20 protein-coding genes are annotated in these 18090 nt (G+C 41.4%); 3 read left to right on the top strand and 17 right to left on the bottom strand.

Going from position 1 to position 18090, the window contains the following annotated elements; translation table 11 throughout:
- The first annotated feature begins 389 nt into the window (after positions 1-389).
- Together AC1M9N_RS12035 and AC1M9N_RS12030 are read left to right on the top strand one after the other, a co-directional pair.
- The gene (locus tag AC1M9N_RS12035) at positions 390-1877 is read left to right on the top strand and encodes a PAS domain S-box protein (RefSeq protein WP_481596227.1); all 1488 of its coding nucleotides are present in this window, start codon (positions 390-392) and stop codon (positions 1875-1877) included.
- Entirely contained in the window at positions 1868-2515 is a 648-nt protein-coding gene (locus AC1M9N_RS12030; RefSeq protein ID WP_481587611.1) for a response regulator transcription factor, read from the top strand. Before AC1M9N_RS12035 ends, AC1M9N_RS12030 begins: the two co-directional genes overlap by 10 nt.
- Positions 2516-2550: 35 nt before the next feature.
- Here the strand turns inward: AC1M9N_RS12030 and AC1M9N_RS12025 are convergent, their stop codons facing one another.
- From AC1M9N_RS12025 to AC1M9N_RS11950, 16 genes are all read right to left on the bottom strand, one after another.
- Complete coding sequence (locus AC1M9N_RS12025; RefSeq protein WP_481954821.1) at positions 2551-3543, bottom strand: 2Fe-2S iron-sulfur cluster-binding protein; 993 nt, start codon at positions 3541-3543, stop codon at positions 2551-2553.
- Between the two features lie 5 nt (positions 3544-3548).
- Positions 3549-3881, bottom strand: a complete 333-nt coding sequence (locus AC1M9N_RS12020; protein WP_168379990.1) for a non-heme iron oxygenase ferredoxin subunit — start codon at positions 3879-3881, stop codon at positions 3549-3551.
- Entirely contained in the window at positions 3878-4648 is a 771-nt protein-coding gene (locus AC1M9N_RS12015) for an SDR family oxidoreductase (protein ID WP_481613210.1), read from the bottom strand. Before AC1M9N_RS12015 ends, AC1M9N_RS12020 begins: the two co-directional genes overlap by 4 nt.
- The gene (locus AC1M9N_RS12010) at positions 4645-5169 is read right to left on the bottom strand and encodes a flavin reductase family protein (RefSeq protein ID WP_481593280.1); all 525 of its coding nucleotides are present in this window, start codon (positions 5167-5169) and stop codon (positions 4645-4647) included. The genes AC1M9N_RS12015 and AC1M9N_RS12010 overlap by 4 nt, the downstream gene beginning before the upstream one ends.
- Complete coding sequence (locus AC1M9N_RS12005) at positions 5156-6427, bottom strand: styrene monooxygenase/indole monooxygenase family protein (RefSeq protein ID WP_481954820.1); 1272 nt, start codon at positions 6425-6427, stop codon at positions 5156-5158. The genes AC1M9N_RS12010 and AC1M9N_RS12005 overlap by 14 nt, the downstream gene beginning before the upstream one ends.
- A gap of 34 nt (positions 6428-6461) precedes the next feature.
- The gene (locus tag AC1M9N_RS12000) at positions 6462-6938 is read right to left on the bottom strand and encodes a nuclear transport factor 2 family protein (RefSeq protein ID WP_481954819.1); all 477 of its coding nucleotides are present in this window, start codon (positions 6936-6938) and stop codon (positions 6462-6464) included.
- A gap of 13 nt (positions 6939-6951) precedes the next feature.
- Positions 6952-7305, bottom strand: coding sequence for a hypothetical protein (locus tag AC1M9N_RS11995; RefSeq protein ID WP_481954818.1), 354 nt, complete (start codon positions 7303-7305; stop codon positions 6952-6954).
- An 11-nt stretch (positions 7306-7316) separates the two neighbouring features.
- Positions 7317-8519, bottom strand: coding sequence for an aromatic ring-hydroxylating oxygenase subunit alpha (locus AC1M9N_RS11990; protein ID WP_481596223.1), 1203 nt, complete (start codon positions 8517-8519; stop codon positions 7317-7319).
- A 110-nt stretch (positions 8520-8629) separates the two neighbouring features.
- Positions 8630-9964 carry an acetamidase/formamidase family protein gene (locus tag AC1M9N_RS11985; RefSeq protein WP_481954817.1) on the bottom strand — a complete coding sequence of 445 codons (1335 nt, stop codon included), beginning with the start codon at positions 9962-9964 and terminating at the stop codon, positions 8630-8632.
- A 45-nt stretch (positions 9965-10009) separates the two neighbouring features.
- Positions 10010-10894, bottom strand: coding sequence for a SphA family protein (locus tag AC1M9N_RS11980; RefSeq protein WP_481954816.1), 885 nt, complete (start codon positions 10892-10894; stop codon positions 10010-10012).
- A 412-nt stretch (positions 10895-11306) separates the two neighbouring features.
- Positions 11307-11891, bottom strand: a complete 585-nt coding sequence (locus tag AC1M9N_RS11975; RefSeq protein ID WP_481954815.1) for a lysozyme — start codon at positions 11889-11891, stop codon at positions 11307-11309.
- Between the two features lie 188 nt (positions 11892-12079).
- On the bottom strand, positions 12080-12961 hold the full coding sequence (locus AC1M9N_RS11970) for a hypothetical protein (RefSeq protein WP_481954814.1): 882 nt from the start codon (positions 12959-12961) through the stop codon (positions 12080-12082).
- Between the two features lie 191 nt (positions 12962-13152).
- Complete coding sequence (ureC, locus tag AC1M9N_RS11965) at positions 13153-14853, bottom strand: urease subunit alpha (RefSeq protein ID WP_481591582.1); 1701 nt, start codon at positions 14851-14853, stop codon at positions 13153-13155.
- 12 nt (positions 14854-14865) lie between these two features.
- Positions 14866-15174 (bottom strand): urease subunit beta, encoded by a 309-nt coding sequence (locus AC1M9N_RS11960; RefSeq protein WP_035270651.1) that lies wholly within the window; start codon positions 15172-15174, stop codon positions 14866-14868.
- A gap of 22 nt (positions 15175-15196) precedes the next feature.
- Positions 15197-15499, bottom strand: a complete 303-nt coding sequence (gene ureA, locus AC1M9N_RS11955) for an urease subunit gamma (RefSeq protein WP_035270654.1) — start codon at positions 15497-15499, stop codon at positions 15197-15199.
- 96 nt (positions 15500-15595) lie between these two features.
- Positions 15596-16471, bottom strand: a complete 876-nt coding sequence (locus AC1M9N_RS11950) for an urease accessory protein UreD (protein WP_481954813.1) — start codon at positions 16469-16471, stop codon at positions 15596-15598.
- A gap of 235 nt (positions 16472-16706) precedes the next feature.
- Between AC1M9N_RS11950 and AC1M9N_RS11945 the strand changes: the two genes are divergently transcribed.
- Positions 16707-17642 carry an LpxL/LpxP family acyltransferase gene (locus AC1M9N_RS11945; RefSeq protein WP_481954812.1) on the top strand — a complete coding sequence of 312 codons (936 nt, stop codon included), beginning with the start codon at positions 16707-16709 and terminating at the stop codon, positions 17640-17642.
- Positions 17643-17664: 22 nt separating this feature from the next.
- Here AC1M9N_RS11945 and AC1M9N_RS11940 read toward each other — a convergent pair.
- On the bottom strand, positions 17665-18090 hold a 426-nt coding region (locus AC1M9N_RS11940; RefSeq protein ID WP_481954811.1), incomplete at its 5' end, for a hypothetical protein.

Genomic DNA, 18090 nt, shown 5'->3' with positions numbered 1-18090 from the left:
AATATCACTTTAATGAGTAGGACTGACGGGTTTTATTCTATGCCTCATCCAGTGTAATGACTAATCAAAAAAGGATTGTATGTAGATAGCATAAAGTTTGATTTTATTCGTTAGATAAAAAGATGATATTTTTTGAGCTAACATTCCTCGTGTAACTGTCACCTAAATCAGTTGAAGTAACATGGTATCTAAATTGCATAAGATTGAGATCACTGATAAATTTTTCACATGAATATTTTTATATGTTAAAAGTATGTAATTAGACCCTAAGTCTAATTGCAAGATGCTGCCCCTTAATGCAGTATTTACTTATAAAAAAAATGATTTATCAGTGACGATATTTCACCCTATACCCGATAGCCGGAAGCCATCTCAGGTAAGGACCTACAATGACCAGCTTACACTATTATCAAACTATTTTTGATAAAGCGGGCGATGCAATTTTTGTACATGATATTGGCAGTGTCCAATTTATGGATGCCAATGAAGCCGCTGTAGAACTTACTGGATATAGTAAATCTGAATTGACACAAATGAACGTTGAAAAGATCAGTGCTTTTCAACATGGTTTTGATTTGCATCATGCACTCCGAAAAGTTCAACAGGCCGCCACTACAAAAGACGAAGCAATCACATTTGAATGGTTAATAGAGTCTCAAGACCAACGTCATATCCCAGTTGAAGTATGTCTTAAAAAAGTTGAGATTGAAAATAAACCAAAGCTTCTCGCTCTAGTACGTAACATCAGCGAAATCAAAAAGTATCAATATGCTCTACAGTCTAAAGATCAATATTTCAAAATGCTGCTTGAGCATTCTGGAGATGGAATTGCTATTCTCGACTTACAAGGCAAACTACTTTATGCCAGCCCATCATTACAAGGTATTCTTGGTTATCGGGATCGCTTTGTACTCAATAAGAATGTTTTAACTGCAATTCATCCTGATGATCGTATTAAAGTCAGACAGCTTCTATTTAAGAAAACAGAACAACGTGCAGTTGGTGTGATTCATTACAAAATCTTGCACCACAATGGAAAATGGCGACACCACGAGGCAACCTATCGTAACTTATTAGATCACCCTGATATTCAGGGAGTATTGGTGAATTATCGTGATATCACTGAGCGTATTGAGGCTGAAGAAAAAGCACGTGCTCGTGAAAAGCAACTTGGTCATATGTCACGTTGCAAAACGATGGGCGAACTGGCTACAGCGCTCGCCCACGAATTAAATCAACCACTGGCTGCACTCAACAATTACGTTGGAGGTAGTATTATTCGCATTCAAAACGGTTTAGCCAACACACAAGAGACTCTTGATGCCCTCAATGCTGCTTTAAATCAAACACATCGCGTCAATGGCATTATTCACAGCATGAGAAGCTTTTTACGTAAAGGCGAAGCGAATTTCCAGATTCATTCTGTGAGTCATCTTATTCAAGAGTTACATCCTTTGATTAAGCTTAAAGCAGATCAAGGTGGATGTACCATCCATTATGAATTAAGTGTTTCGCCTATTTTTATATCAGCAGATGAAACGCTCTTTAGCCAAGTCATTATCAATCTCGTCTTCAATGCGGTCGATGCTCTACAAACTAACCCTGAGGGTGAAAGGGACATTTATATCCGCACTTGGCAACATAACCAACATGCTCGAATTGCAATTGCAGATAATGGGCCTGGACTCGAAGGGCAAAATCCAGAACAAATTTTTGAATCTTTCTATTCAAGTAAAAACAACAGCATGGGTATTGGCTTAACTCTGTCTCGAAGCATCATTGAAAACCATCATGGTTATTTATGGGTCTGTGAAGGTGAGTCCGGCGCTATTTTTAATATCTCTCTGGCAGCACAGGAGCGTACAAAATGTATTTAACCAATTCTCATGTTCCCGAGCCCATTGTGTATGTGATAGATGATGATCAAGACATTTGTAATTCACTCACATGGTTGCTCGATTCCGTGCAACTCGAAACCAAAACATTCAATAGTGCTACTGAATTCCTGAATTATCAGCGCCCGCAAACGCCTGCATGTTTGATTCTTGACATTCGTATGCGAGGAATGAGTGGCTTGCAATTACAACAACAATTGAACCAACAAAAAACCCGTATGCCGATCATTTTCATGACTGGCCACGGCGACATTCCAATGTCGGTCAACGCGATGAAAGCTGGAGCATTTGATTTTTTAGAAAAACCTTTTAATCCACAACATATGCTTAATCAAATCCAAGCCTGTCTACAACTTGCTGAACAAGATTTTATCGAAGAAGAAAAACGTCAAGAACAGATGATTAAATTGAAATCTTTATCACCAAGAGAAAGTGAGATTATCAATTTATTGGTCGATGGACTTTCGAGTAAACATATTGCACAAATGTTGAATATCAGCCATAAAACAGTAGAAATTCACCGCACTCATATTCGTCAGAAGTTAGGAACTGAATCTATCGCACAGATCGTCAATATGGTCTTGATGTGTCGTGATCGCTCAGTACCGGCGATGGGTTAACCATCGCCTGAGCGGGAGAAAGATGATATGTTCGATTAAAAAAAACGATCAAAATGAATTTGTTGTTGTGGAATACCAGCTTGGTGAGCCATTTGTTCAATTGATTTCACCATCGGTGGTGGACCTGCACAATAGATTTCATGCTCAATCAATTGTTCACCTAATACATCTTGAATGACATCATGAATAAAGCCTGAACGGATACCTTCAATGAATTCAGAGGAGGTTGCAGGTACATAATTGAGGCGTTCCCCTAATTCTGTCCAGTCACGTAATTGATTTTCAGTGAACAAATCACGCTGTTCACGTCCACCATGGAAAAACCAGACTTTGTGATTTTTCAAATGTGGATTGACTGCAACACCACGTGCAATCGCTAACATGGGGGCAAGACCTGAACCGCCTGCCACACAGACAATCGGACGAGGTTGTTCTTGTAAATGTGCTAAACCGTATGGACCATCAATTTGTATTTCTGCTTGTTCACGCAACTGTTCATCAAACAGTACATTGGTCATCTTACCATCAGGAACACGGCGGATTTGGAAGACCCATAAACCGTTGTCATTCGGCAGATTGGACATCGAATAGGCACGAAGTAACTCTTGATTCACCCAAACTAAGGCATATTGTCCTGGGATAAATTGTGCAGGTTCATCGGATTGCAAATGCACTTCCAAAATATCATGAGTCACCAATTGCACATGTTTAAGCTTCACTTTTTGTAATTTTGGAATCACTTTGGGTACGCATTTTTCATCTAAACGAAGCTTAATCACGCAATCCGATTTAGGACGACATTGACACGCCAGTAACCGACCTTTACGTTTATCACGATCGCTTAATCCAGGTGCATCTGCCCATAAATTTTCCACTTCGCCTGACAGGACATCGATTTTACACGTTCCGCAACCACCCGCATTACATTCGTAAGGAATGCCTAGCCCTTCACGTAAGCCACCACGGAGCAATACATCATCCGCTGCGCAGTTGAATGTGCCCTGACCTTCGATTTGAATTTTATACATCGGCATCACTCCACCAAATAGACTTTGTCTTCACGCACGATGGATTGATAGGTTTTCAGTGGAATTGTACATGGCGCCCCACAAGGTTCACCTGTTTTGATATCGAATGCACCTGCATGAAATGGGCACTCCACTTCACAGCCATCAATTTCACCATCTGCCAATGATGCATCACCATGTGTACAGGTATCATCGGTGACATAGAACTCGCCATCTTCTAAATGAAATACTGCCAATGGCGGATAACCGTCAATGATGACTTGTAGTCCCTCACCCTGTTCCACATCAGAGGTTGAACACAAAAATTTCTCAGCAACATTGGTCATTTTAATGTTCATTGGCTTAACTCCTCTATGGGTGAATCTGTGGCTTCAGGACCTAGAATGTGATAACCACCATCGGCATGAATCACACTGCCTGTCAGTAATTTTGATTTCGGGCTACACAACAAACTTAATGCTTGTGCGACTTCCTCTGCATCCGCAATACGCCCTAACACATGGAAACGTCCTGCCACGCGGTCCGTCTTGGTACGGTCTCCGCCAGAGATCATTTGCATTGGTACTGACCAAGTCCAACCTAATGAGAGTGCATGTACACGAATACCATCTTGCGCTAGATCCAGTGCCATGCTTTGTGTGAGTTGCTCTAAAGTTGCTTTAGACGCTGGATAGACCCAGCGTTCTTTTTGTGCAATGCGTGCACTGACACTGCTAATATTGATCACTGCACCATCAACGCTGGCCTGCAGCAAAGGTCGACATGCCTGGACCAGTGCTGCATGACCAAACACGGTCACATTAAAAGTATTTTGCCAATCTTGACGTGTTGAGGCAGATCCATGATCTTCATACAAACACGCCAAATTCACCAAAATATCTAACTGTGTTAATTTGGCACTTAATGTGCGAATACTGTCATCATTAGCGAGATCTAAAAATTCATATTGCGCTTGGGTTGCGTCTGCCACTTGCTGACCTTGCGTTTGATTAATGTCGGCAACAATGACTTGTGCACCTAAGCTTTTTAATTCTTGCACCACGGCTTGACCAATGTGCGTTGCACCACCTGTCACCAGGACCACTTTGCCATTTAAGTCTGTCATGAAACCTCCTTGTACTCAGGCCATTCATTAAATTGACCTTTGCAGAACAACAGTGGACGTTGGTTACTGTGACGACATTGCTCAATTTTTCCTAAGAAAATTTGATGATCGCCTGCTTCAATTTGTTGTTCACGTTTGCAAACAAACTGCACCACACAACCTTCTAAAATAGGTGCTTTGCAATCTTGAATAGTCCACGTGCCATGTTGGAACTTATCCGCAATCGGCTTAGCAAAGTTCAAACCTACTTCCTGCTGATGTGCACCTAAAATATTAATGGCGAAGTATTCAGCACTTTCAAAAATAGATCGACTCGGAGAGTGATTGACTAAGCTCCATAACACCAATGCAGGATCTAAAGACACTGAACTAAAGGAATTAATCGTCAACCCTACAGGTTGTTGATCTTGATCTAGGCAAGTGACGATTGCGACGCCAGTGGCAAAGCCGCCAAAAGCCTGACGGAGCGATTTCGCTTCCGCTAGATCAACATCCTGCCAAAGTAATTCAGGCAGCTGCATGTTGAAACTCCTTTCGTGACAAGTATTCTTTTGCCCCAGCTTCACCATCTACCGCTGGCCAGAAACCACATGGATTGTTGAAATGCCCCATAAAGTCATCCGCAATCGCTTGGTTTTGTGATGCTGCACCTAACACTTGCAATAAGCTCTCGCTTGGTGGATTTAATAGCAAGTTAGTGAATTCTGTAGTATATCGACCTGATTTCTCCCAGAATTGTTCAAAGACTTCCGACATCCAATCTGCGCTAAACGCGTGATCACCACGCGCTAAAATTGCCTCAAGATAGTGTTCTACCATTCGAGTTGCATTGTTCGCACCTTGACCAGCGATTGGATCATTGACAATCACAGTATCCCCAATGCCCCAGATTTTCGCGCCGTTGTCTAAGGTTGCAACAGGGTCACGGACTTCTGGACGGAATGCACCTTTCAACCATGCATTTGGATCGCTTAATTCCATATTGTCGACCATACGAAAACTTTGGTCAGGCGTAACTTTGGCAACTGCTTCTTTCATGCGTTGGACCATTTCTTCGCCATTGGTGACATCATCGAAGATATCCATGGGTCCATTCGGCATACACTCAAAAAGGAAGCTACGACATGGGCCATGTGTGTGGCTGTAGAATGGCATACTGAAGTATTCACCTGCACCTGCCACGAAGTTGAAATGTAAGGTCTGTGAGGGTTGACCTTGCCAACTATTTGGACCACACAAATCATCACCTACGACGAGTGCAGCAGCCAATTTACGTGGCGGTGTTTGATGCACTGAACGTGTTTCATTGCGTTTGAATAGGCTTGTGATATTGCCCTTACCTGCCGCCAAAATCGTCAAATCATTTTCAGCAGTGATTACTTCCAAATCTTCTGGACTGACATTTTGAATGATGAGCTTGCCACCACGGCGTGGATATTCTTCTAACCAACGGTGATATTTGGTTCGTTGGTCCATGGCAATACCGTCATTATCATGTAAAAAACCTGTCACAGGTAACATGATATCGCCGTTTGGTGCACGAAAATCGACATGCAATGCTTGACCACGATGCGCTTTCCCATCCCAAAAATTTAAGCCCAATCTGCGCTCTAACTCTAAAGTTCCTTCAAAAAACATTGTGGTACTGACCATACGACCATGTAACAACTCATCCGCAGGGCGATCTACATATAAAGTGACATCATATTTGTTTTCGAGTAGCGAGAACGCCAGTAATAAACCTGCTTGTCCACCACCGATAATTGCGATTTTTCTCATCTTGAATTCCCCTTAGGCCGTATTGATTCAGTGCCTATATTGCTGTGTTCGGATAAGGTTGATTGAAGGTCAGATTCAGTTCGACGCGTTCAAATTTCCATTCACCCCATTGATTCCGACGTACTTCCGTTTTATAAAAACCACCTAAACAACAGGTTGTTGGTTGGTTTTGTTGTGTTGATGAATCTGCCAGATTACAGACTTCCCAAAGCATCCATGACGCGTTTGCATGATTTTGATCAATGACTTCAATATCTGGCATCGCCATGATATGTAAGCTCCAAAGCACTTGTGCTTCTGCAATCTCTGACAATGCATTCAAGATATTTTGGCGTCCTTGATATTCTCCAAAACCATTTGCACACCATATGGCATCCTCATGAAATACATGCTGTAAAATGGCTGAATTGTTGCGCTGATCAGCCGCTGTTGCATAACGACCGATCAGGCTACGAATCGCCTCGCAGGTCTCCAGATAGTGCAAACGCTGTTCTAGATTGTGCTGGCTCATCTTCGAGATCCTTTTAAACGTTAACTACATCACCAGTTTCATAAACGAAACGGTTCTCCGCAAATGCATACGGTACGCCAACTGAACCCTTATAAAGCTCGATGTGTGGTGCAACTTCAGCAAAGCTGAGACTTAACCAATACAACTTATGAAGCTCTTCAGGTAAGGTCCCTAGGACATATTGATCGAGTGCGGCAAGTAGCTTGCGCATTTCGGGCAAAATAGCATCGTAAAATGCTTGCAATTCTTCTTTGGTTGAGTTCAAACGCGCTTCATGGCGTTGCTTACCCGTTCCTAAAGCCCATTTCGCGACAAAAGGTTCTAAGCTTGCAAAGTCAGCAGGCAATTGTGAAATGATGTTTGACATGTGCATTCTCCTTATGCGCGATTTAGGTATTGTTCAAGAACGTGGTAACCGTGACGAATCAAGATTTCTTCGTCTTGTAGATGCATCACTTTTTTCGCTCGAGACTCAAGTGCTTCTTGGGTATCTTCCATGGTGGCGGTATCTTCTAACCACGCATTACGTTGTAATACTTGTGCAAACTCTTGCGCCCAACGCTCTGAATAGGTTTTCGCTTTAGGCAGGTAATAGCGACCCTCCCAACGGGTTTGGTTATGACCGACCGGCCAGAACTGATGGGTGAACCATACACCTTCAGTCACATGCACCAAGATATTTGGGAAAATGACAGATAATTCAAACGAGAAGTCATCACGATCATTTGGATTGACTGATTTAGGTAGCTGAACACGTTCATAGTGATTCACCAATGATGCGCCAGTGATCTCACCTGACAATGCAGCCGCTGGTTTTGGATTGGCGTTTTTGGTTAAGCACACAGCGCAAGTACGATGATCACCAAACAATTGCACTTCTTGTAAACCTGATGCGAATACATTCGGGAAAGAGCCTGCATGAATGGTCGCCACGTGATACGCTTCAGCAAATGCGTCATGTGCGACTTTCCAGTTACAGTTCAGAACTGTGTTATAGGCAAAGCATTCTTCCATTTCATGGAATGGATAACCGCCTAAATGCTGTCCCATACCGCCTAAGAATTCTTCTACCGATTGAGTGCCATCATTATCCAAATTGATGAAAATAAAACCTTCCCACACTTCGGTGCGTATTGGTGCTAAACCGTTATGACCTTTGTCAAAGCAAGATGTGAATTTTTCTTCTTCAGGTACGCTGACCAAATCACCTTTAGCATCGTAAACCCAACCGTGGAAACGACACGTTACGACTGCTGCTTTATTAGAACCAAAGGTTTCATTGCCTGTTTCCACCACAACTTTGTTACCACGGTGTGAACAAATATTGTGGAATCCACGGATTTCACCATCTTTACCATGCATTAAAATGACTGAGGTTTTAGCAAAATCTAAGCGTTTAACTTTGTAGTCACCTTGCTTTGGTATCTCTTCTACACGACCCACTTTCAGCCAAACTTTTGAGAAAACTTTTTCAATTTCTTCCTGATAGATTTCTGGCGAAATACATGGTTCGGTTGGTATAGGCTCAATACCAAGTTCTGGATAGATATCGCCCCAACGAAGTTTTGCATTACTGTTCATATGACATTCCTGTTCAAGTTTTCGTTTCTAAGTTTTAAGTTCAGTAAATTTCATGCTTATTTACGAACAGCGTTTGAAACACGCCAATCAAACGCCGATCACGTGATGAATTAAAGTTGGTAATGTTCGCGAACTAAGTTTGCGATCCCCAGTTTTTCTAAAATTGGCATTGGGCATAAGAAGGTTGCACGTACCATTCCTGGTAAACGGCTAATCTCGATTGAGCCTGTGATGGTGCAACGGTTCATGACCTCATCCACACTTAAACCTGTGACTTTTGCCGCTCGATTTAAAGCATTGTCCGTTGCATCATTGAGGTTCTTACCTGTTCCCATAAATGTGATTGGACCACTTTCCTCAATTTCAGTTTGTCCCCAACGTGCACCTAAAGCTTTCACTTTTTCACGCTCTTCCTTGGTAAATGGACGTGCCATTGGTGGTAAGTCATCTGGTGCTTGAAGCAAAATTGGACCATCAATGGTTAAGCCTTTAATCACTTCCACTTGTAATTCTGTTTCGCCTGAAACGTCCGTGGCATGTCCTGCAATTTCACCATTACCTTGTTGCGCATGCATATCCCCCATGTAAACACCTGCACCTGGTACTTTCACAGGACAAATCAAAATACAGCCTGGACGAATCGAATTGGTATCCATGTGACCGTCTGTTTTGGCTGCGATAAGTTCTTCTTCAGTCATCCCGAATTTATGCGGTGCATCAATCAAATACTGACCAAAGTCGTGGCAGTTGTGAGAGTCTGGTAAGTCACGTGAAGGTGTCGTACCAATATTTCCGAGGAATGGACGCATATGCGCAGCAACCCCTGGCATATCAGCACGTGCAAGCGACAAGATTGAATGTTGCGCTGCATGTTCAGGCAGTGCAGAAAGCTCATTGGCATTGCCTGCTAACTTGTTGGCAATCTCTTGATTGACCGTCAAGCTCACTTTGTTTTCTTCATCCAACACAATCACATAACCATGTGAAAAGCGAAAAGCACTTACTTCTGCCCCACAGTTTTTACAGTGAATCGCATCTTCACCAATTCCTTCTACATAACTTGCTGGTTGCTCTGTACCACATGCTTCACAGTATTTCGCAACAAACGGATCGCCTTTATAACGCCCTTCAACAAATTGCATCACACCCGATGAGGTTGCTGTAGAAGTGACATGCATATCCTTAATCTTTAAAGCGACAGCATCACCTACCTCTGCACCTTCAATAAAGACAGGGAGTGTCACTTCATGACCACCTTGGAATGCAGGTGTAATCATTGGACCCCAACAGCCAGGCGGTGTGCCTGTTTTTAACGTTCCACCATTTTTTAAAGGGCCAAGCATACGTTGGCTCGGTCCGACGATACCGCCTGAAAACTCATTCACCACTAAATAATCGACAGCTCCAGCATTGCCTGCTGCATATTCTTGATTCTCAATTTTCATGGCCTTACCTCTATATGCTTGCTCTAATGTTTGGGTAACAATGTTTTAAAATGGAATGGTGATATCAATTGCGAACTTCTGCCCTTCTGGTCGGTTTTCAACATCAAATTCTTTTTGATATTTCGCTGCGATTGCATATCCTTTAGGGAATTGATAGCGAACCTGTGGTCCTACGCTGGCTGCTTTAGCTTTAAAATCACCTAAAACGGCACCTTCACCTGAGTCACCTTCAAGCTGACGATGTACGTAACCACCAACACCAACCGCCAAAGGTCCCATGTGTTTCGCGACTAAGTAATCGACATGCAAAGCATTACCCGACTCGTATTTGGTATCTTTATTCTCGAAATTGATGTCATACATCCACTTGGTACTGACTTCGATACCTTGTTTATTTAAGTATGTGGTCGAGATAATCGGTTGAATGGTGTAATAATTACGCCCAATATTTGCGAGTCTATTTTTGTTGTAAGAGCCAATTGGAATATAAAAGTCGACACCTGTCGCCACATGCCAATCCCCTTTATGCCAACCCAATAAGAATGGATCGATAATGAGATCACCCATTGACATGTGATCATCTTGACGACCACCTAATGTAAGATCTGCATGGGCATATACAAGGAATGCATGCATGCCCCATGTCGCGCCTAAAAATGTTTTGTCACTGACATAGACACCACGAGCAACTGTGGCAAAAGTATCAATTTTAAAATCATCAAATACTGGATGATCATTTTTAAATTTATCTGCGTTGTAGTATTGGTTATAACTGACGAGATACATCCCAGGTGGCGGCATTGCGCCACCAAAAAAACTCTCCGTCCCATCAGGATAAGCACTTCCGCCATTTTCAGCGGCAAGCGCTAAACTTGCGCTACTGAAAAGACATGTGGTCAATGCCACAGAAGTTAGATATTTCCTTACCATTTACCTCATCCCCCTCGTTGCTAAATTCCTTGCTGGCGATGTTCTAAATCGTCTAGCGCATGTCTTAATCTAGTCTTGAAAGGAGGCAGGGAAATATAAGGATGAATCTAGGGTGTTTTAGGGATTAATCTGCTTAAGCTAACGGATTTTTCTAGGTGGAATAGTGATTTTGGCAATTTGTGATAAGTAATAAACTGAAAGCCAATAAGGGAAAACCCCTACTTATTGATCTAAAATAAGATCGAAATGACATATTTTGAAACATCTAAACTCATTATTTTTCTTTAACTCTGAGAGTAAGAGCATCAATTATTTGCTCAAAGTCACATTTTTAAACATGTCTATTTATGCGGATACAGTTGTGTTGGTATTCGGTTTGATATAGATGATGAGATCATATTTTCTGTAGGATTTATTTTAGAAAATATGCTTTCTCAATCGCCCGACGATTGACCAACCCTTGTACCGTCTGACCGCCTGCTTTAATCCAGACATCAAACTGCTGACTTGCTCCCACGTAATCACCCTGATTGAGTAATTTGAGTAAGGTTGAATTTTTAAAAGCACCTGTACCAATGTTGTAGGTCAATGATACCAATGCATCAAACTGGTTTTGTGTCAGGGGTACGTTGACGGATGAACTTACGGCTTTTTCAAAGCGTGCTAGGTCATGATGCATATAGCGTTTGGCTTGTTCAATGGTGCATTGATCACTAATCTGCACAGGCTGTCCATGTGGGTAAACCGTGGTGCCATAACCAATGGTACAGACCCCTGCTTGATCATAATAGGCTTCTAGCTTTAAGCCTTCAAAGTGACGAATGAGATCAATCCCTGCGGGGCTGAGTCGAGTGATTTTATCTGAGGCAAAACCATAGTTTTGATGTGATGAATCTTGATCGACTGCAACACCAATGTTGGAGTTTGAATTTTTCTGTTTGGCCTTTTTAAACTCTTTGAAGAAGGAACTTAACAAATTAGTCCAAAATGAGCTCATTTAGACTTCCTGTAAGACTTTAAATAACTTATTTCTGATCATCTGTGTACTTTGAGCTAAAATTGTATAGTTTTAGCCAATCGTTAATTTTTTAATTAACGTATATTCAAAATATGTATCAACATATCTGTCATTTCATGCTTCAAAAGTAAGTATTTTTATACCAATTATGAGTTTTCTTGGTACAGTTAATTATCAATATTTCTCAACCAAGCTCTTAAGAGTCTAACGCCTTGTCTAGTCAACATTTCTTGATCAGTTAAAAGATTATAAGACTTTAAATCCTCAATATAATCTGGATGAAAGTTACGCATTTTTAGTAATTCTTTAAATCTGGTTTGTAACTCCATTACAGATAATTCCTTCCACAAACCAACCTCTTGCTTAGGAAATTTATCTTTAAAATATAGTTCAAACTTTCTAGGTACCTCCATTACAGAATTTTTATACCGATTTAATCTTGAGCTTAATTGCGCTATTTCATGTTGGGCCTCATTGATTTCTTTCTCTTTTTTAATAAGAAGCTCTTTAAATTTATTACTTTCTTGTTCACCTAAATTTGCTTTCTCAATAAGTTCATCTATTAATTTCTTTTGCTCATCTCTTGCAGACTTAACATTTTCTTCTTTTTCATCTATACGGTCTTGTTGTTCTAATCCTTTACTAACATTACCTAATGCATAACTTTTATACTCTTCCTTCATACTTCTATAATTTGAATCAATGCTATTTAGTTTTTCACCAAACCCACTATCAATCTTAGCTAATGACTCTGCAATATCTTTAGTGAAAGCAAAACTATCGGAGTAAAACTTTTGATTTGATAAGTTAGCCATATGGTAAAACGCTACTGCTAAACCGATAGAGAACAATGCTAAGACAACTGAAATTAGGGTTGCGAAGTCAACTACAATCTTAGTTGTATCAAATGTAAGTATTTTCCAACCAATAATTGAACATAGAATAAGAATTACAATCGCTTTAACTAGTAGCTTTATATCTTTACCACAAATTAATTGAGAATCTTGTAATTCATTATTTGCAACATCACTTTTACTTTTATCAACCATATTTTTAGTATATTAATGTTTCCTATAACAATTATATATTACTTCATTTTCTAGAGATACTGACTTCAATCTTAAAAATGCTGAGAAAGTTCACAAAATCATTTTATGGAAATTACCCTCTCCTTTTAGGAGAGGTAAAATCCCTCCCCACCTCCCTTTAAAAAGGGAGGAGAAACCACATCCTTTAATCATCAAAACAAGAAATACCTCTGCGCCATGGGCAATACTTCCGCAGGCTCACAAGTCAGCAACTTCCCATCTGCTCGCACTTCATAAATTTCAGGATCAACCTCCATCACAGGACAGTAGGTATTCAGTTTCATATCTTTCTTCTGAATATCGCGTGTACCTTTACATGGACTGATCAACTTTTTCAGTCCGAGCTTTTCATGCACGCCTGCTTCAATCGCGACTTGCGACAAAAAGGTAATACAGGTGTTATGCACACCACGGGCATTTGCCCCAAACATCGGACGATAATGCACAGGCTGTGGCGTTGGAATAGACGCATTAATGTCTCCCATCGGCGCAGCCGCAATCATCCCGCCTTTAATAATCATCGACGGTTTTACCCCAAAAAATGCAGGCTTCCACAGTACCAAGTCAGCAAGTTTACCTACTTCCACCGAACCAATTTCATGGCTTAAACCATGCGTAATTGCAGGGTTAATTGTATATTTAGCGATATAACGTTTTACACGATTATTATCATGTGTCGCATTGTCACCCTCTAAAGGTCCACGCTGCACTTTCATTTTATGCGCGGTTTGCCACGTACGAATCACCACTTCACCGACACGCCCCATCGCTTGCGAGTCTGATGACATCATGGCAATCGCCCCCAAGTCCTGCAAAATATCTTCTGCAGCAATGGTTTCACGGCGAATACGACTTTCCGCAAATGCCACATCTTCAGAAATCGCAGGGTCTAAATGGTGACAAACCATCAGCATATCCAAATGCTCATCAATGGTATTGATGGTATAAGGACGAGTTGGATTGGTAGAAGATGGCAACACATTCGGCTGACCAATGGCTTTTAAAATATCAGGGGCATGTCCACCGCCTGCGCCTTCGGTATGGTAGGTGTGAATGGTACGATTTTTAAATGCAGCGAGGGTTTCTTCCAAGAAACCACTTTCATTTAAGGTATCGGTATGAATCGCCACTTGGACATCAAACTCATCGGCAACGGTCAGACACGTATCAATCGCTGCAGGGGTTGAACCCCAATCTTCATGTAGCTTTAAACCTACTACCCCTGCACGAATTTGCTCACGAATTGGGTCGGGCTGACTTAGGTTTCCCTTACCGAGTAGACCAATATTCATCGGTAAATCATCTATGGCTTGAAGCATTGTCCCAATATGCCAAGGCCCCGGTGTCACTGTTGTTGCAGAAGTCCCTGCCGCAGGGCCTGTACCACCACCAATCATGGTGGTCACACCGGACATCAGTGCGGTTTCAACTTGCTGCGGGCAAATCCAATGAATATGCGTATCGACACCGCCTGCGGTGAGAATCTGTCCTTCACCAGCGATCACTTCCGTCGCTGCACCAAGTGGAATGGTGATATCGGGCTGAATATCTGGATTTCCCGCTTTCCCAATTTTCCAAATGCGACCGCTCTTTAAACCGACATCAGCTTTGACAATACCCCACCAATCCACAATCAGCGCATTGGTAATGACCGTATCCGCAACATCTTCAGCCAACAGTTGTGATTGTCCCATGCCATCACGAATCACTTTACCACCGCCAAACTTCACTTCCTCACCATAGGTAGTGAGGTCTTGCTCAACTTCAATAAACAGCTCAGTATCCGCGAGACGAACTCGATCACCTACCGTTGGACCAAACATTTCCGCATAAGCACGGCGTGACATTTTCATTATTATTTTCCCTTAATCCAACTTACCCATAACACGACCCGCAAAGCCATACACCTCACGCTTACCTGCGAGTGCAACAAGTTCAATATCTCGACTCTGTCCTGGCTCAAAACGCACCGCTGTACCTGCCGCAATATTCAGTCGATATCCTCGTGCTAACTCACGATCAAACTGCAACGCATCATTCGCTTCAGCAAAGTGATAATGTGACCCAACCTGAATCGGTCGATCCCCTGCATTTGCTACCGTCATTTTGAGCGTTGCCCGTCCGACATTCATTTCAATGTCTGTATCGGACGTAATGATTTCACCTGGAATCATATTTAATTTTCCCTCTCAGACATCAAACAATCGGTTGATGTACAGTGACCAGTTTTGAACCATCAGGAAATGTCGCTTCCACTTGGACCTCTGCGATCATTTCAGCTACCCCTTCCATTACTTCATCCCGTTTTAGCAATGTTGTTCCAAAATGCATGAGGTCACTCACACTCATTCCATCACGTGCACCTTCTAATAATGCGGCAGAAATGTAAGCCACTGCTTCTGGATAATTCAGCTTTAAACCACGGGCCTTGCGTCTTTCCGCTACAAGCCCCGCAGTAAAAATCAGCATTTTGTCTTTTTCTGTAGGTGTTAGTTCCATAATGCTTTCCTCACTATCTTTAAATATTGATGCAAGATGTGTGCTCAAATGTTTGTGTTAAAACAACTTAACTAGGTTGCTATGACAAGAATAAATTTATGTGCGCCAAATTCTTGGGAACTCTTCATCAAGATCAAACCAATAACGACGAAGCTTTGCACGAATTGCAGCAAATGCATCATGACACTCACGTACATCATGTCCGAGATAACGTGCGGTCACGACGTAACCGAGTAACGTCAATGTGACGTTAATATTCATACGCATGATTAATTCGCGAATTTGATCAATATGTTGATCAAGATAGAAATTTGACCGGTATTGTTCTGGAGGCACTGCCCAAAAACTGGCCATCACTGCATGACCGTTCATCCCTAAACAAGACTTTAACCAACGATCATTGCCTTTAAAATTTAAACAGTCTGCAACCAATATTTTCTGATTTTGATAAAGCTGAAATTTATTTTGGTAAGCACCCTGTGAGAAATTTTCATGTCGTGCTTGCCGTCCAATCACCAACATATCCCAACCGATAAAACTGGCAGCAGCGTCCAAATGTACGATTGTTTCTGAATTTGCATTCGCACCATTAAAGAGCATCGTCTCTTGAGGAAGCCACTCGAAAATAGCCTCATCTTGGACATGAATATGAATATGTTGAAATGCTTGTTTAAGATTGGTTTTGTACCACTTCCCTGCGCCAGGTGTGGTAACCAAAGCATGCGAATCCTGATCTGTTTTCATTTCAAAGGTGAGATGATCTCCACCAGCAATTCCAGCAGGTGGATGAACAATAATGGCGTGACATACTCCTGTTTTTTCAGGCCACAGCATCTTTTGCACGCGAACAGGTCCAAAGTGCTTACGATGCGCCAAAATTGTGCGATTTGAATCTTTGGTAAAACCTAACTCTAATTTAGCAAACCAATACTGTGCATTTTTGACTGGCTCATTGAACAATACTTGATTCATTCACGGTCATCTTCGTATTCATATCATTTTCAGTAAATGTTCTGCAAAAATTGCACCAAGTTTGCTCAAGCTAATTTTGGTTAAAAGTTTTTAGGCACTTAATGTTGATATTGATGAGCATTTCATGTGAAAAATCTAAGAATGTTTTTCTAAAGAATCCGATTGTTGCCTTCGCCGAAAAAAAACAGTTCGTGCTAATATAGTGAATTACCTTAAATTGTCATCAAGTTTGAATATGAGTAAACAGAAAAACTACCAACCGGGAGAGTTCCAGTGGTCTTTCTTAATGCCAAAATATTGGGGCATTTGGATTGGTATTATATTTCTGATGCTCCTTGCGATATTACCTTGGGCAATTCAGCATCGTTTAGCATATCTGATGGGAAATCTAGCTTTCAAATACTTGCGTTCACGTCGTGAAACAACTTTAAGAAATTTAGAAGTCTGCTTTCCTGAATGGATGCCCGAACTTCGTTATGAAAATGCTCGCCAAGTCTTTATTGATCAAATGGTCGGTGTTTTTGAAACACTGAATGCTTGGTATTGTCCCAAATGGTTTAAAGATCGTGTAACGATTGAAGGTTTAGAACATATTCAACAAGCACAAGCAGAAGGGCGTGGGGCTTTACTACTTGGTACACACTCTACTCTACTCGATGCAGGTGGATATGTATGTGCCCAGTATTTTGATCCAGATGTCGTGTATCGTCCGCAAAATAATCCATTGCTAGATATGCTGATCTACCGTTGTCGTGCCACGATTTATACCAATCAAATCGACCATGATGATATGCGTGGATTAATCCGTCATTTAAAAGAAGGACGACCTATTTGGTATAGTCCCGACCAAGATTTTGGTCTTAAACAAGGCGTTATGGCACCCTTTTTTGGTGTACCCGCAGCCACTGTAACTGCACATCGCCGTATATTAAAAATGACCAAAGCTGCCGCGATTCCACTTTACTTCTACCGTAAAGGTGATATTACAAATCCGAAATATCATATTTTGATTGAACCTGCGTTAGACAATATGCCAAGTGAAGATGAAATTGTAGACGCGACACGAACAAATTTGATTATTGAAAATCAACTTCGTTTAGCACCAACCCAATATATGTGGTTCCACCGTAGATTTAAAACACGTCCGGAAGGTTTTGAAAAAATTTATTAAAAAAAGCGGCTGAGCCGCTTTTTTATTGTGTTTCTAATACATCTGAATTTTTAACAGTATCAGGCTTTTTCGCCTCTACCATCTTATAGCGGTTGATACGACCTAACTCATCTTTTAAAGTCATATGCTGCATGTCCAAGACATTTAATATCAGCTTTTCTGAAGTTTTATTTTGATTCTGATCTGTCCAATTTACATTGAACTCCGTACCTAAACGAGTCCATTGATTTGCTTGAATTTCACCGACAGCAACAGGGGTTATAAATTTTGGTACTTTTCCGTTGAGATCAATTTGAATCTCTTTTAAATCCACCCTTGGACATTGCTCAGCAAAACATTGATAGGCTGTTGGTTCAGGCGTTACTTTTTGAGCAAAAGACTGTGCTTTAGCTTCTTTAGCTTCTTTAGCTTCTTTAGCTTCTTTAGCTTCTTTAGCTTCTTTAGCTTC

This window comes from Acinetobacter sp. ANC_7655 (assembly GCF_056784015.1).
This window is presented reverse-complemented; position numbering and strand designations above follow the sequence as displayed.

Bases quoted from the DNA above. Each gene is read 5' to 3' on its own strand.
- AC1M9N_RS12030 (WP_481587611.1), top strand. From the start codon at position 1,868: ATGTATTTAACCAATTCTCATGTTCCCGAGCCCATTGTGTATGTGATA.
- AC1M9N_RS12035 (WP_481596227.1), top strand. From the start codon at position 390: ATGACCAGCTTACACTATTATCAAACTATTTTTGATAAAGCGGGCGAT.
- ureA (WP_035270654.1), bottom strand. From the start codon at position 15,499: ATGGAACTAACACCTACAGAAAAAGACAAAATGCTGATTTTTACTGCG.
- AC1M9N_RS11950 (WP_481954813.1), bottom strand. From the start codon at position 16,471: ATGAATCAAGTATTGTTCAATGAGCCAGTCAAAAATGCACAGTATTGG.
- AC1M9N_RS12005 (WP_481954820.1), bottom strand. From the start codon at position 6,427: ATGAGAAAAATCGCAATTATCGGTGGTGGACAAGCAGGTTTATTACTG.
- AC1M9N_RS12015 (WP_481613210.1), bottom strand. From the start codon at position 4,648: ATGACAGACTTAAATGGCAAAGTGGTCCTGGTGACAGGTGGTGCAACG.
- AC1M9N_RS11975 (WP_481954815.1), bottom strand. From the start codon at position 11,891: ATGAGCTCATTTTGGACTAATTTGTTAAGTTCCTTCTTCAAAGAGTTT.
- AC1M9N_RS12010 (WP_481593280.1), bottom strand. From the start codon at position 5,169: ATGCAGCTGCCTGAATTACTTTGGCAGGATGTTGATCTAGCGGAAGCG.
- AC1M9N_RS12025 (WP_481954821.1), bottom strand. From the start codon at position 3,543: ATGTATAAAATTCAAATCGAAGGTCAGGGCACATTCAACTGCGCAGCG.
- AC1M9N_RS12000 (WP_481954819.1), bottom strand. From the start codon at position 6,938: ATGAGCCAGCACAATCTAGAACAGCGTTTGCACTATCTGGAGACCTGC.
- ureC (WP_481591582.1), bottom strand. From the start codon at position 14,853: ATGAAAATGTCACGCCGTGCTTATGCGGAAATGTTTGGTCCAACGGTA.
- AC1M9N_RS11980 (WP_481954816.1), bottom strand. From the start codon at position 10,894: ATGGTAAGGAAATATCTAACTTCTGTGGCATTGACCACATGTCTTTTC.
- AC1M9N_RS11990 (WP_481596223.1), bottom strand. From the start codon at position 8,519: ATGAACAGTAATGCAAAACTTCGTTGGGGCGATATCTATCCAGAACTT.
- AC1M9N_RS11970 (WP_481954814.1), bottom strand. From the start codon at position 12,961: ATGGTTGATAAAAGTAAAAGTGATGTTGCAAATAATGAATTACAAGAT.
- AC1M9N_RS11995 (WP_481954818.1), bottom strand. From the start codon at position 7,305: ATGTCAAACATCATTTCACAATTGCCTGCTGACTTTGCAAGCTTAGAA.
- AC1M9N_RS11985 (WP_481954817.1), bottom strand. From the start codon at position 9,964: ATGAAAATTGAGAATCAAGAATATGCAGCAGGCAATGCTGGAGCTGTC.
- AC1M9N_RS11945 (WP_481954812.1), top strand. From the start codon at position 16,707: ATGAGTAAACAGAAAAACTACCAACCGGGAGAGTTCCAGTGGTCTTTC.
- AC1M9N_RS11960 (WP_035270651.1), bottom strand. From the start codon at position 15,174: ATGATTCCAGGTGAAATCATTACGTCCGATACAGACATTGAAATGAAT.
- AC1M9N_RS12020 (WP_168379990.1), bottom strand. From the start codon at position 3,881: ATGAACATTAAAATGACCAATGTTGCTGAGAAATTTTTGTGTTCAACC.